A 13893-nucleotide genomic window follows, 5' to 3' on the forward strand; every position below is an offset into this window, starting at 1 on the left:
CATTAATGATTTATCTTCTATCCGGTTGGGCACGGTTTATCACTGGCCAAATGATCCCCCTGACGGGCGGCGATTGGCTTTAAATTGATTTTCGCCACGTTATTTTTCCAAAGTTTTTATCGGTAATGTCTCTAATCACCATGGTGACTTGGGTAAGCTACGGTCTTGCCTTGGCTGGCGCACTTGCTACCGTCTATATCCAATTCCGACGACCCATCAAATTCTCTGGTCAAAAATCCGTCATTTATTTTGCGGCTATATGGATTTCAATACTGCTCCTTGAATATTATATCTTGGGGCCAGCTTCCCATATTTCTTGGAATATAGACGGTAATATTGGCGCCACTTTTTTCACGTATTTGACGGAGCGGCATCTGGGCGGTCAAGTCGCTCATGGATATGGTGGTGCCTTTGACATCGATACGATCATGGGCTTCGGCACACAAATATTTTCTCTTGAGCGAATATTATTTTCCTTTCTTCCGACATGGTTTGCAATTCTGGTTTTGAAAATTGCGGTTGCCGCCGTGGGTTTTTCCGGTGCTTACCGACTGGTCAGAGCAATGGGGCCATCGGGGCGGGAAGTTGCCGCCGTATTAGCAGCCTTGTTTACCGTCGCCGTCCCCTACAACCTCAATGCGACGACTTGGAACGGGCTGGGGTACGCGGTTTTGCCGTGGGTTCTATACTTCGCTTTCGCCCGCGCTGATCGTCGGTACTATCTTCCAGGCTTGGTAATTCTGGGAGTAATGGCCTCCACAACCGAACCCCTCCATACTTTCTTGTCCATAGCTGCCGCAGTATTTGCAGGTGTGGCTCTAACGGGACGGATGCGCCCCCAAACCATTGTCCTGCCGCTTGTAATTATCGGTGTATTTATGCTGATAAATTGGCATGAGGTTCTTTACGCGCTAAAGCAAATTGCGCCGTTGACAATCCGGGGTCGAATTATCTTTGGCGATCTTACTTTGATTGAAGCTATAAGCCGAGCCATGACGGCGTTTCCGAGTTCGCGAGTTGGGACTGTTGTACTCGCAATATCTTTAATGGTCCTGGCTTATAAGCGCGATCCTTTTTTCTGGAACGCCCTTGCCACGGCGCTTCTGTTGTTGACGTGTTACGTCGCTCTAGTTTGGTTGCCGTGGGAAATTATTGGGCTAAAAGTTTTAAAGGGTCTCAGTCCGCATTACCTTTATTTCGCAACAAGTGCTTTGATGCTTCCCATTGCCGCCCGGGCGATCAGCGCTGCATCTATACCCGTGAGCAGTAGTCAAGTTTCGGGAAATACGCCGTCGGCTAGAAAATGGCCCATTGCCATAGCGTTCGCGGGTTCCGTTGCATTATTAATTATCTATAAAGTGGAGCATGGCGCGAACTTTATATACTACGGTGGTCAAACCCAATTCGGCACAATAGAGAATCTTAAAAACCCGGATTGGTCGCATCCCGAACCTTTTCGAGTCGTCACCCTTCGCCACCAACAACCTGAACCCGAGTTAGCCGCTGCCTTTTATGGCTTTGACACCTACGACGGTACATTAAATCTAGCACCTGCTGCCTATAGCATATATTGGCACCATGGGATTTTAAGGGGAAAGGGCACAGAGGGGTTTTTCGGTAGGCTCACAATGGACCGTCAATATTTTTCCGATGGCCTTTATCATATCGAACGCCAGGCCAATCTAGAGATGTTGAAAATTGCTAATGTCGCATTCATCATTAGTCCGATTGCCATTAGCAGTAACAATCTCCACTTGGTTTCTGGCCCAAAAACCGCCCCGGTTCAACTTCAAGATGGGTTGCGGAAATACGTGTGGTATCGGCTGATGAAGGCCTTACATTATGGCAAAGTTTACGTTTATGCCTTGGCTGATCCTTTGCCTCGCGTTTTTGCCGCTCAGCGTATTCACCGGGTCAAAAGTGCTACTACGGAAATTGAGCTTTTAAAAACCGTATCCCGACTGGCCCCACACCGAACAGCTGTTTTCCAAGATAACGCCAAAATTATTTCTAAATCTCGCGATCTTAAATCGATGCATGTACGAACGTTTTCTAAAGCTGTAAACGGCTATGATGTTACGATAGATGCGCCAGATGGTGGGGTTCTGATCCTAAATGTTCCTTATCTTTCATTTTGGAAGGCGACGGATGGAAAGGGGAATTCTTTACCGATTTCCCCGGTCAACATGATTCACATGTCTGTCGTCGTTCAACCGGGAACAAAATCCGTTTCGTTTAGATATCGCCGCCCGACGCTGCGGTGATCGCCATTAGTAATTTTTGCGTAGTGATAAGCCAGCTCGCTACGGTGACTTACTTGAATCGGTGAGTCACCACTCATATATTATCAGCTTAGTCTGTTCTAAAACCATAATCGGCACGCCATGAACCTCCGCTTATTTTTCCAACGCTCCTTCCCGCTCGTTCTGCGTCTGCTATTGAGACGGCGCCTGACTCCCCGTAAGATATTGAATTTATGGTCTAATTTTTATATGGGCCACTTCAAAAAAACGGCGGGCAGAGGGACCTCCCCGAGCGTTATGATGGTCGAAATTACCAACGCATGTAACCTAGCCTGCACCGGATGCGCCCTGCAAATGGAAGGCAGCGTGTCCATGCAGGCGAATCGTAAGATGATCGATTTCGACATGTACACCAAATTGGTCGACGACGTGCAAGACGACTTGATTTTCTTGGTACCCTATCTCGGTGGCGAAAGCTTCCTTAACAAGCAAATGTTCGACGCCATTAAATACGCCTCCGACCGGGGCATCAGCGTCTCGGCGACAACAGCGGCAAGCTTTGACCATATTAAAGACTTCGGCCAAAAAATTTCTGATAGTGGATTGGATTTCCTATTCTTTTCGATTTCCGGCACGGAGCAGGAAATCTACGAGAACTTTCACGTCAAGGGAGAGCTCGCGAAGGTTATCGCCAACATTAAGGACGTGACCCGGTTTCCCAAGAGCCAGCGCCCACGGGTCTGTGTGCGCTACTTGCGCACGCCTTATAACGCCGAGGATATTAAAAAGCTGCCCGAATTTACCAAGGAATTGGGTGCCGATTTCTTCGAGATTCGTCAGGTCGATGGAACACTTGAAGCGGTCGACACCATGACAAGCAAAGAAGAAGGTATTTCGCCAGAGGATTTTACCGAGAGCTGTCCTTGGCTTTGGGCGTCAACTGTAATTAAGGCGAATGGCGAGGTAATCCCATGCTGCTTCGATTATTACGGCGTGCCGGAAATGGGGGCCATTAACGCGCTCGACAAGGGTATTCGTGATGTCTGGAACGGTGAAGGTTACAAAAAATTCCGGTCCGCTTGGTACAAAGGCGGCAGCGAATTGGATTGCTGCGCGCAATGCCGACCGTCGCTTGGATATCAGGACACTGCGTCCGTCGAACGTGCAAAGCAATACGTCCGAACTGAAAGAATGTAGGCGAGTCCGTAATGGCGCAAACCACCAGCGGCTTGGTCTCAACCCGTAACGGAATTAAGACCTGCGATCTTTCTCAGGTCTTTGCTACAAGCGGAGCCGACGGCATGGAGCTTTATGCCCTGCCAACATGGCACCCGGTTCGTTGGATTTTCATCAAGCGAGCTTTGTTGTTGATCGATCTTTTTCAGCGCATTCCAAGACCAGAAAGCCTGATGGAGATGGGTTTTGGTTGCGGCATCCTAGTCCCTGAGTTGGTCTCTAAGACCGACCGATATGTCGGCATCGATATTCATTCCCATACTGGCGAAATTGAGGAGGCGCTCAGTCAACAAATCGGCTTAGTAGATCTCCGTTACGGCGACGCCAATAATCTCGAGTTCGACGATAACAGCCTCGACTGTATTTTCTCGATGAGCGTGATGGAGCACATTGCAGAAATTGAAGGCGCGGTTGAGAACGTAGCGCGGGTACTCAAGCCCGGTGGACATTTCATTGTTGGTTTTCCAATCGAAAATTTCGTCTCGAATGCCTTTCTCGATATGATAAAATTAATGATTGGCTTTGATCGCAAGGTGCATCACCCGACCAATCATCACCAAATTCTAGCTGCCTTGGGCCTGCACTTAGAGCCTTTCCACGAACGTCCGTTCCCGTTTTCGGGATCAGTGGCATTCTCTCTCTATTACACAGGTATTTGGCGAAAACCGGAGAATTAAGGCTGTGCTTGATATTGTCGTTCCGACATTAAATGAAGAGGCGAATATTGACCAACTGGTAACGCGCCTAAAGAATGCCTGTCCTGAGGCGCGGCTAATTTTTGTAGACAACTGCTCCACTGATCGCACGCTGGAAATCCTGGAAGGATACGGCGTTGACATCGTCCGCCATACTGTCAACGAAGGATATGGCAAAAGTCTTTATGACGGCATTATCGCTGGCACAGCGGATTATATTGTTACCATTGACGCCGACCTGGAATACCCCCCCGAATGCATTCCTCAACTGATCGCCCGCCTGGATCAATGCTCGGTCGTTTACGGCTCTCGCTTCGCTGGTGATACTGATCCAGCAATGGGAGCCTTTCGTATCTACGGCAACCAATTAATTAGCTGGATATTCAACAAACTTTATGGCCAAGCGGTGAGCGACCTTTATACCGGTGTTAAGGCGTTTCGCCGGTCTGCCCTCGACGGGCTTGAATTCCAATGTTCCGGGTTCGTCTTCGTTGTAGAGTTCGCGGCAAAATTGGTGAGATCCGGGTTCCGGCTTGAAGAAGAACCGGTCGAGTATACAATTCGCCGGGCCGGGCGTCGAAAAATGAAGCACGTCGCGGAAGCTTCAAAGGCACTCTCGTTGTTGTTGTTTTACCGAGTATCGCGGTTAAAAATAAAGTCCTAACAGTATGAATTCACAGAATTTATCTGGCGTCATCCTTGCCGCTGGCAAAGGTACGCGCGCCTATCCCTATACCCAGCGCATTCCTAAGGCCATGCTTGATATTTGTGGCCGACCGTTGATCCAGTTTTCTCTGGAACTCATGCGCGATAAATTGGGGATCAAGGATATTGTCATCGTCGTTTCTGAAAAGAATGGCATGATTGAGCAACGGTTTGGCGATGGCCACGATCTTGGTCTCAACATTTGCTATCGCGTTAATGACGCTGTTGAAAAGGGGCCGGTTTATTCGCTGTCTTTGGCAGAGTCAAAAATATCGGCAGAGCGCTTCGTGGTGATGCTTTCTGACGAAATTTATCTGGATTCAAACCACGAAGCGATACTGGGCACAGATTATAGAGACGAAGATATCCTGGTCACAGCGCGGCCCAATAGCTTGATCCGTGACATCAGCAAGAATTTTAGCATCGATTTCGTCGACGGACGCATTTCTCGCCTCATCGAGAAACCGACGAGTTCTGAGAATGGGCTGCTAGGCTGTGGCACCTACGTTTTCCGGCGCGATGTTTTTGATCAAATTCGTGAAGAATTTCGAACGCCTGGCCCGGCAACCGACAATCTGACTGCGTTTATTGCAAACCGTCTGGTTAACGGAGCAAAAGTTGGATATGTGCCTCTCGGTGGGAACTACATTAACGTGAACTACCATCATGATGTTAATCGCGCGCGATCAATGGCCCGTACCGCAATGTTCGCCGATCCCAAAGTCAGCCTTATCATGCCCTGCCTCAGCGACAGCGCTGGATTCGAAGATGTGGTTCGAACCTCAATAGATGCCGGACGGGTCGATGAAGTGCTGTTGGTTGTTCACGAGCACACAAAAGAATTCGACCGCGTCGCAAGCAAGTACGGCGCTAGACTAATCGTCGCGAAATCCGAATCCCGTGGGCTAGCGCCGCTGATCCGGACCGGTGTTCGGGAAAGCACCGGCGACATCATTGCAGTCATGGCAGCCGATGGAACCTTTGAGATTGGCGATCTAGATAAACTGCTCGCTTATATTTACGACGCTGAAATGGTTGTCGGCACCAGAACTGCCCGGCAACTCATTGATCAGGGGTCGAACATGGATATTGTCGCCCGGCTGAGCAATTACTTCCTGGCCAAGTTCATTGAGGCCTTGTGGGTCACACATCTGGTCCGGCTGTCGGACGTCGGCTGCGTCTGGCGGGTATTTTGGCGCTACAGCTACGATGCGGTCATCGACAGGGTTGATGCAGAACGAGGCGAGTTTTTGATCGACATGGTGATCGAAATGCTACTTTACAGGTTCCAATTGATCGAACTGCCGGTTCGCTACTGCATCAGCATTGACGAACAGGCGGTCCGGTTTCGCGAGCGGAATTTGGCGACGTTCTTCCGGATAATTAAACTAGCGCTGTCAAAACGGCTAAAAACGTTGTGAGCTTTCAACTATTTTGCGTTGACGCGGGCTGAGCGGCGCTCCAAAGCATCGTGCATACGGTGCTCCAGAACTGTCGTCATCTCTGTGCCCCCCTTTACATTGCGGTATGTCCGGATGATCCTCTTGGGAAACCGAGTATAGCCAACCAAATAATAGAGCATCGTACAAATTAGCCGGTAGAACGACAGCTCTTTTGGCCCGACACTTTGGTTGGTTTTTAAATGATTGAGCGAAACATAGTCGCCATAAATAGAGGTCAAAGACAGGAAGTACGAATCTGAAACAACGATGCGTTTCTCGGCAACGAGTTCACGAAAGAGTTCGGTCCCAGGATAGGCACAAAATAGCTGCATAGAAACTTCGTCAATGCCATGCCACGCGAGCTTCAGTCCGTAAGCCAACGTCCGATAGATATCTATCCTGGATTCTTTTGGCAGCCCAATCATCAAATTTGCTCGGGTAACGATGCCGATTTTCACCGCTGACATGATTGAACCTGTGAGGCGATCAAGATCGATCCGTTTCTTGATTCTCTCGAGCGTTCGCTTGGAACCACTTTCCGGAGCATAGACTAAGTAATTGCAGTTAATATCACGGAGTACACGCAACGTATCGTCATCCAGAGCCTCACTCCGGGTGCCTGACGGTAGCGACCATTTGACTGAGATTTTTTCTTCCGCTAGGCGCTTTCCAAACTCTATAATCCAGCGCTTCTTGGTGATCGCCGTCAGATCGTATAACTGCACTGCCGTGATATCATATTTCTCTATATGGGTCTTAAGTTCAGCAATAACGTCTTCGATGTCGCGCAGGATATAGCGTGTGGTCCACATTCCAGGATTGGAGCAGAAGGTACACTGGTACGGACACCCTCTGGAAATCATCATCGGCATATCCCGCTCGGTCATGACGCCGAAAGACTTACCCGTGGCCCAAAATTTCTCTAGGTAACCATCAGGCCAGTAAGGCCATGGAATAGCATCAACCTCCCGTATGCGATTTTGGCCAGTGTTTTCGACGTAATTTCCCTGCCCATCGAGAAAGCTGACGCCATTGACTTCATCGAAGCCCTGGCCATTTTCGATACATTCTAGAAGCTCGTAGAAGGTATGCTCGCCTTCGCCACGCACACAGACATTGATCGCCGGACAGTCCTTTAGACAATATTCGGACAGCGCGGTCACGTGTTCTCCACCGGCGACAATGGTGACATCAGGAAAGGCCTTGCGAATTGCCATGAGAAGGAGTTTTGCTGCGGGCCATTCACCAGAAAACATAGCTGAAAATGCAATAACATCTGTATTGGCAGGAATGCGCTCAATAATTTCTTCGAATTTCAGTCCCTGACAAACATGTGACGAAATCGTCTCCATAGGCCATACCCGGTTGAGCCCCTCAGCGACGCCGTCGACAAATGTAAAATCGTAGCCCTTGTTTTTGATATACGCTGAAAGATAAGCGAATGCGATGGCCGGTGTGGCCTCATTATTTATGGCTGTTTTGGTGTAAACGATTGGGCCTCGAACGAACGTCACAAACGTCTTCTTATTTGCGGTGGAGTTTTCACCCGTCATAGCTATCCTTCAATTGTTGGTATGGAATATACAATCCAGGTCAAAAGCTTCAGCGTCTAAGGACACTTGTTATTTATGACTGCCAATAGCAAGATTAAAGGCGTACGTATAGCCAAATTTTTATTTTTACTCCCACATCCAGTATCGAAAGCAAAGTTCTGAACTCTAAAAATTTACATTATTCTGGTCTTGCATTGATCAGTCTTTGGTTCGCTGCGGAATACATACTTTTGGGACCGGCTTCCGTGGTGCCAACATCAAGCAATGGTGAAATGCTTGTACCGGCACTGCTCAGCCAACAGTTCGCCGCAGACCAAGGTGCACTTTGGCAAAACCTTACAAGTACAGGTGCCGATAAGCTGGCCTTCACATATTACGGCACCATCGATAGCTTCCTGTTTTCCACATTACCGGGATGGCTCGCACACGCCATCAGGTCGTCTTCCGTAATTGTTGTGGCGGTTTTAAGCGCCTACGCCGTAGGTCGAAATATTCTTCAATTTTCAAGATCAGCGGCATTGTTTGTAGGAGCCGCATATGGCGTTGGTATAATCGGTCAATTATTCGCGGGTTCCATCGGATATTTCCCGATCATTCTATTGGTCATTTATGGCGTGCTAGAGAACAGGACGAGTGCCGCCAGATGGGCGGTCCTTTTTGCTGTCCTCTATGCCTTTGCCGATATGACCTACTTTTCGCAGATGGTGCCTTGGTCGATGGCAACAATCGTTTTCTGGTTTTTATTCGTGACTCCCCGAAAAACCATCATTGATTGGGGAATTATTATAGCAGTCTGCCTAATTATGGTGGCATTGCGAGCCGATGACTTTGAAGCTCTTTTCGCCAATGCGCCGTTGTCGTTCATGGGTTTAGCACGGACCACCCCCGATTTAGGACAAGCTCTTTATGGTTCCATCCGATCTCTCTATCTATTCGGCGGACCCGTTCAAACCGCGTGTACCGCATTATTTTTAGTTAGTCTTGTCGCAAGACGGAACGACAAACTTCTATGGTCAGTAGGCGCCGCACTTCTAATCAGCATTTTTCTTTATCCGTTGGGTGTCGCGGTTCAGTCGTTCGCCGCCGAGATCTTGCCGTTTCTAAAAGGCTACTCAATGGATTACGCGGGTCGTATCGGCACAACAATTCTGCCGTTTGCCGCAGGGTTTGGAATTGATGTCTTGGTCAATAATCAGACGATTTCGAGAATTAATGTACCGCGTGGGATCCCCTTGATCGTGCGCCGGCTTGGGCTAACTCTTTGCATCAGTGCCATTGCATTTGTCTCGCTAAAAACAAAATATGTTAGTTTATACACGTGGGTAACCAACGGCAGCTTCGCCCATAACTTTCAAAGTCCAGTAATTGAAGAACTTGCCGACTCCATTCGAACCGAAAAAAAGCCTGTTCGTGTCGAAACATTTCAAATTATTCCCAACTACATGCACGCCTACGGAATAGAAACCGCTGGCGGGTATCAGATTCTGCATTCACGACGATACTACGAATTTTGGGCTAAAATGGTTGAGCCCTGGGCCGCATCGCTTACGCCAGAAAGCCGGTTCTACAAACAATATGCTGACCGGCGCGCGCGAATGGAAGGAAACTTGGCCTTTCGCGATGATCGACTCTGGCTGTTTCCCGATACCTACCGTCCGACATGGCAGTTGGCCAATATCTACCGTCTCAATTTACTTTCTCTGGCCAACGTTGGCTATTTACTTTCGAGGGATCGCTTAACAGACTCGTCCTTAGTTCCAATCCGGAAAATGCCGCGACCGTGGTCAGCCATGAAAGCTCGTGAAAAGGCGTTAGAAAACATAAAAGCTAACTTTTATGGCCGCAGTTATTTTAATATTTATAAGAATACAACAGTAATTCCGCGCTTTTTCACGGTATCGGGCATCAATGTTGCAAACGGTGCTGATAACCTACTCAATGACATGTCGAAGGCTTCCGTCTCCCTGTTGCGCCAACAGGCATTCGTCTCTAAATTGGACCTTCCACGCGGGTTTGATTCGACCCAAACTTTTTCCCGCAGGCAGGTAACGGTTGAGCAATACGAAAAAGATCAAATCCGCCTGACATTGTCCAGCGGTGGACCAGCGCTTCTTATTGCAACGAACAGCTATTCACCATTCTGGACGGTTGAAATCGACGGCGTGGAAAGTGAGATATTTCCGGCATATCATACTTTCTGGGGAGTTCAGATTCCGGCCGGTGCAAAATCTATCGTTTTTCGCTATCGCCCACCTTATAAATTGAGTTAAAAAACCATCCCTAATTGCTGTCCAAATAGGTTCATAAGAATAAACTCATGTCGTTAGTTACACTGATACGTCCCCCGGTCTTGGTCGCTAAATGGGCGCACACAACTCCCACGTGCCCACCGATCGGCCTCGCCTATTTAGCGGCGGTGTTAATTGGAAATGACATAGCGGTTAACGTCGTCGATGCAGTAGGCAATGCACCCGATCAAATGCTGCCCACGGATGACGAAAGATTCCTCTCTCACGGCCAATCAACCGAAGAAATTATTGAGGGAATCGATCCAGCAACTCAAATCATTGGCATTTCTTGTATGTTTTCACATGAATGGCCGCTGATCCGATCTTTAATTACGCGATTGAAGGAAGTTTTTCCTCAAATTTTAATTGTCGGCGGTGGTGAGCATATAACGGCACTGCCAGAATTCTCTCTCGAGGATTGCGGAGCACTTGACGTTGGGATAATTGGCGAAGGTGAGGAAACACTTACCGAGTTGGTTTCTGCGATACTCGAAAACCGACCCCTGGATGCAATAACCGGTATTGTTTATCGGAATAATGGGAGCATTCTTAAAACCGCGGCGCGCACTAGAATTCGTAATATTGATAACATCGCCCTTCCGGCCTGGGAGTTGTTTCCATTAGACACCTATTTGGATAACGGATATGGGTTCGGTGTCAATCGCGGGCGATCCATGCCAGTCCTGGCCACCCGCGGTTGCCCGTATCAGTGCACGTTCTGTTCCAACCCGACGATGTGGGGAACTCGGTGGGTTTCGCGTAGCCCTGAACAAGTGTTCGACGAAATGCTGCAATATCATAAGCGTTATCAAATTGATAACTTCGATTTCTACGACCTGACAGCAATCGTTAAGAAGAAGTGGATCGTCGAATTTTGCCGGATGGTCATTGATTCAGGGGTTAAATTCACGTGGCAACTCCCGAGTGGCACCCGCTCGGAAGCGATTGACGAGGAGGTTTCCGAGCTTTTGTACCAATCCGGTTGCCGCAACATGAGCTACGCTCCCGAAAGTGGATCACCGAGCGTCTTGCTGCGTATTAAGAAAAAGATCGACCTCAAATCCATGGAGGCTTCGATGAGAGACTCCATTAGAAATGGCATTAACTGCAAGGCCAACATCATCATTGGATTTCCCAACGAGACTCATAAGGAGATATTTCAAACCCTATGGTTCTGCGTCCGAATGGCGGCGATTGGGATTCACGATGTGTCGCTTTCTCCATTTTCTCCATACCCCGGCTCAGAATTGTTCTCGAATATGCAAAATGACGGCCAAATTCCTGAGTATAGCGACGAATTCTTCTATGGATTGGCTGCATACACAGATTTGACAACAACCACGTCCTGTTCAAAATACGTCGGCGACCGAGCGCTTGGATTTTATCGAATTTTCGGCATGCTCCTATTTTACGGCGTTCTTTATCTGTTACGGCCCTGGCGGCTGGTACGCACGCTTCGTAATGTCTTCGGTGAATTTCAGGAATCCCGCTTGGAAATGTCGCTTCGAGACCTTTACATTCGCTTGTGTAAATCCAAGGATTCTACGGTAGCTACCCCGGCTCGGAGTACACACAAATGACAGCTTTGGTATCGGGCTCCTCCGGGTACCTCGGGTACAACCTAACGGCAAAATTAGTCGGCAGAGGTGAACCCGTCATTGCTGTCGTGCGTCCAACATCGAAAACTGCTCACTTGGCAGACCTTGGCGAAAACGTCCGTATTTATATCGACGATGGCTCGGCAGACGGTTTGGCCAGCGCATTCGAGGGCAATGACATTAGCGTTGTTTACCATCTAGCCGCTTGTCGACCCGAATATCTAGGACAAGAAGACACAATTGAAACGGTCGATGCAAATATTGGGTTTGGCACGCGACTCCTCCACGCCGCCGTTCGCGTGGGATGCCCGTCGTTCATTAATACGGGATCGTGGTGGCAATTTGAAGAGACCGGCGCGATTGCACCAAATTCGCTCTACGCTGCAACAAAGCAGGCATTCCAAGACATCCTATCGTTCTATGTTCAAACATCGGGCATTCGCGCAGTTTCCTTGATACCCTATGACATTTACGGACCGAACGACTGGCGAGGACGATTGACATCGGTCCTTTTGCGCGCCGCTAAGGGCGAACTGATTAAGATGACCCCAGGTGAACAAAAGATGGATATTATTCACGTCTCGGATGTGACAGAAGCCTACATCTCAGCCTGCAAGCTTATGGATCAAAGACATATAGACGGGAATGGAGAACATTATTTTCTTGGATCGGGGCACAGGCGAAGCTTAAAAGAAATCGCAAATATATTTGAGCAAGCATGGGAAAGCCCCCTAGCGATTAATTGGGGAGAACTACCGTACCGTGAAAACCAAGTATTTATGCCATGTCCGGCCAGCCCCACCTTGCCAACATGGAGACCTCAAATGTCACTGGACGACGGTTTCAAGGACCTGATCCAAAATGACCGTCTAGGTAAAACGGCGCAATGAACGAAAACAAACTTATCTCAATTGTCGTTCCAGTCTTCAATGAATCCGAAACCATCGACGCGTTTTTCGAGACACTTAACCCGGCCTTAGTGGGGCTTTCAAGCCGCTATAATTTTGAAATTATATTTACGGACAATCACAGCACAGACGATACATTTGAAAAGCTTGCTGATCGCGCAGCTCATGATAGCCGCGTACGGGTGATCCGTTTCTCGAGAAATTTTGGTTACCAACGGTCAATCCTTACCGCCTATACCAACGCCCGAGGTGCGGCGGCGATCCAGTTGGATTGCGATTTGCAAGATCCCCCTGCTTTGATCGAGCAATTCCTCGACCATTGGGAAGATGGCTACAAAGTCGTTTATGGCGTTCGGCGGTCGCGCAAGGAAGGCTGGTTGATTCGGTCAATCCGCCGCGTATTTTACCGTTTGGTGGACTGGCTGTCGGACATCGAATTGCCACATCACGCTGGCGACTTTCGCATCATTGATCGCCAGCTGCTTGATTTGTTGTCCGGTTCAATCGATTGCAATCCGTATCTACGCGGTATGATTTCCCGATACGGTTTTAAACAAATCGGCATTCCATATGATCGGGACCCGCGAACTCAGGGAAAAAGCAAGTTTGGGCTGTCGGATTTGTTCACTGTTGCCCTTGACGGCATTGTCAGCCAATCGACTGTGCCTCTTCGATTTGCAACCCATACTGGCCTTTTAATCGCCTTCGTCATGTTCGTGGCAATAATTGTGTACTCCGTTGGTCACGTATTTTTCGGTGCCACATGGCCGCCCGGTTTTGCCACCACGACCGTCCTTATTCTTTTTGGGATCAGCATCAACGCGATGTTTTTGGGAATAATAGGCGAATACATCGCACGTATTTATCAGCAATCTGTAAAAGACCGCATCACCATCGTGGAAAAAACTGTTCCAGAATCCGATGCTAAAATCGTCGTAACGCCCGGCAAATGATTTCCCGACCATCTCAGTCCAAATCAGAATTGGCGGCAACCAACAGTGATCAAGCACGGCTGAATAAGGCTTTAATCTGGAGCCTGTTTTTGGTTTTTGTAGGTAGCTTTGCCGTTCTCGTATTGGCGACTACTGCACCACTGTGGCTCGAACCCGCAGCAGAAGTCGACTTTTTGCGCAGTATAGGTAATTTAATACTGGATTTTTTAGAACGGTTTTACCACGAACCGGAAATGGATATCATTTAAGTGTAAGACCGTGGTTTCGGTCAG

General features: G+C 48.6%; 11 protein-coding genes. 10 read left to right on the forward strand and 1 reads right to left on the reverse strand.

The window, feature by feature from the left end:
- Positions 1–125: 125 nt before the first annotated feature.
- The 5 genes from HOM51_09830 to HOM51_09850 all read left to right on the forward strand — a co-directional run bounded on the left by HOM51_09830 (position 126) and on the right by HOM51_09850 (position 6300).
- Complete coding sequence (locus HOM51_09830) at positions 126–2264, forward strand: hypothetical protein (protein ID MBT5034808.1); 2139 nt, start codon at positions 126–128, stop codon at positions 2262–2264.
- A 276-nt stretch (positions 2265–2540) separates the two neighbouring features.
- On the forward strand, positions 2541–3440 hold the full coding sequence (locus tag HOM51_09835) for a 4Fe-4S cluster-binding domain-containing protein (protein MBT5034809.1): 900 nt from the start codon (positions 2541–2543) through the stop codon (positions 3438–3440).
- Between the two features lie 11 nt (positions 3441–3451).
- Positions 3452–4156: a class I SAM-dependent methyltransferase gene (locus tag HOM51_09840; GenBank protein MBT5034810.1), complete on the forward strand. Its 705-nt coding sequence runs from the start codon at positions 3452–3454 to the stop codon at positions 4154–4156.
- A 4-nt stretch (positions 4157–4160) separates the two neighbouring features.
- Positions 4161–4838, forward strand: coding sequence for a glycosyltransferase family 2 protein (locus HOM51_09845; GenBank protein MBT5034811.1), 678 nt, complete (start codon positions 4161–4163; stop codon positions 4836–4838).
- Between the two features lie 4 nt (positions 4839–4842).
- On the forward strand, positions 4843–6300 hold the full coding sequence (locus tag HOM51_09850) for an NTP transferase domain-containing protein (protein MBT5034812.1): 1458 nt from the start codon (positions 4843–4845) through the stop codon (positions 6298–6300).
- Positions 6301–6308: 8 nt separating this feature from the next.
- On the opposite strand, the gene HOM51_09855 is transcribed toward HOM51_09850, so the two are convergent.
- Positions 6309–7874 (reverse strand): B12-binding domain-containing radical SAM protein, encoded by a 1566-nt coding sequence (locus tag HOM51_09855; GenBank protein ID MBT5034813.1) that lies wholly within the window; start codon positions 7872–7874, stop codon positions 6309–6311.
- A gap of 230 nt (positions 7875–8104) precedes the next feature.
- On the opposite strand from HOM51_09855, the gene HOM51_09860 reads away from it, so the two are divergent.
- The 5 genes from HOM51_09860 to HOM51_09880 are packed head-to-tail and all read left to right on the forward strand — an operon-like array spanning position 8105 to position 13869.
- Positions 8105–10144 carry a YfhO family protein gene (locus HOM51_09860; protein MBT5034814.1) on the forward strand — a complete coding sequence of 680 codons (2040 nt, stop codon included), beginning with the start codon at positions 8105–8107 and terminating at the stop codon, positions 10142–10144.
- Positions 10145–10191: 47 nt separating this feature from the next.
- Positions 10192–11742 carry a B12-binding domain-containing radical SAM protein gene (locus HOM51_09865; protein MBT5034815.1) on the forward strand — a complete coding sequence of 517 codons (1551 nt, stop codon included), beginning with the start codon at positions 10192–10194 and terminating at the stop codon, positions 11740–11742.
- Entirely contained in the window at positions 11739–12650 is a 912-nt protein-coding gene (locus HOM51_09870; protein MBT5034816.1) for an NAD(P)-dependent oxidoreductase, read from the forward strand. The genes HOM51_09865 and HOM51_09870 overlap by 4 nt, the downstream gene beginning before the upstream one ends.
- The gene (locus HOM51_09875; GenBank protein ID MBT5034817.1) at positions 12647–13621 is read left to right on the forward strand and encodes a glycosyltransferase family 2 protein; all 975 of its coding nucleotides are present in this window, start codon (positions 12647–12649) and stop codon (positions 13619–13621) included. The genes HOM51_09870 and HOM51_09875 overlap by 4 nt, the downstream gene beginning before the upstream one ends.
- Entirely contained in the window at positions 13618–13869 is a 252-nt protein-coding gene (locus tag HOM51_09880) for a hypothetical protein (protein MBT5034818.1), read from the forward strand. Before HOM51_09875 ends, HOM51_09880 begins: the two co-directional genes overlap by 4 nt.
- Positions 13870–13893: the final 24 nt, after the last annotated feature.

This window comes from Rhodospirillaceae bacterium (assembly GCA_018660465.1).
Taxonomy (GTDB): Bacteria; Pseudomonadota; Alphaproteobacteria; order Rhodospirillales; family JABJKH01; genus JABJKH01.

Bases quoted from the DNA above. Each gene is read 5' to 3' on its own strand.
- HOM51_09830 (MBT5034808.1), top strand. From the start codon at position 126: ATGTCTCTAATCACCATGGTGACTTGGGTAAGCTACGGTCTTGCCTTG.
- HOM51_09835 (MBT5034809.1), top strand. From the start codon at position 2,541: ATGATGGTCGAAATTACCAACGCATGTAACCTAGCCTGCACCGGATGC.
- HOM51_09840 (MBT5034810.1), top strand. From the start codon at position 3,452: ATGGCGCAAACCACCAGCGGCTTGGTCTCAACCCGTAACGGAATTAAG.
- HOM51_09850 (MBT5034812.1), top strand. From the start codon at position 4,843: ATGAATTCACAGAATTTATCTGGCGTCATCCTTGCCGCTGGCAAAGGT.
- HOM51_09855 (MBT5034813.1), bottom strand. From the start codon at position 7,874: ATGACGGGTGAAAACTCCACCGCAAATAAGAAGACGTTTGTGACGTTC.
- HOM51_09865 (MBT5034815.1), top strand. From the start codon at position 10,192: ATGTCGTTAGTTACACTGATACGTCCCCCGGTCTTGGTCGCTAAATGG.
- HOM51_09870 (MBT5034816.1), top strand. From the start codon at position 11,739: ATGACAGCTTTGGTATCGGGCTCCTCCGGGTACCTCGGGTACAACCTA.
- HOM51_09875 (MBT5034817.1), top strand. From the start codon at position 12,647: ATGAACGAAAACAAACTTATCTCAATTGTCGTTCCAGTCTTCAATGAA.
- HOM51_09880 (MBT5034818.1), top strand. From the start codon at position 13,618: ATGATTTCCCGACCATCTCAGTCCAAATCAGAATTGGCGGCAACCAAC.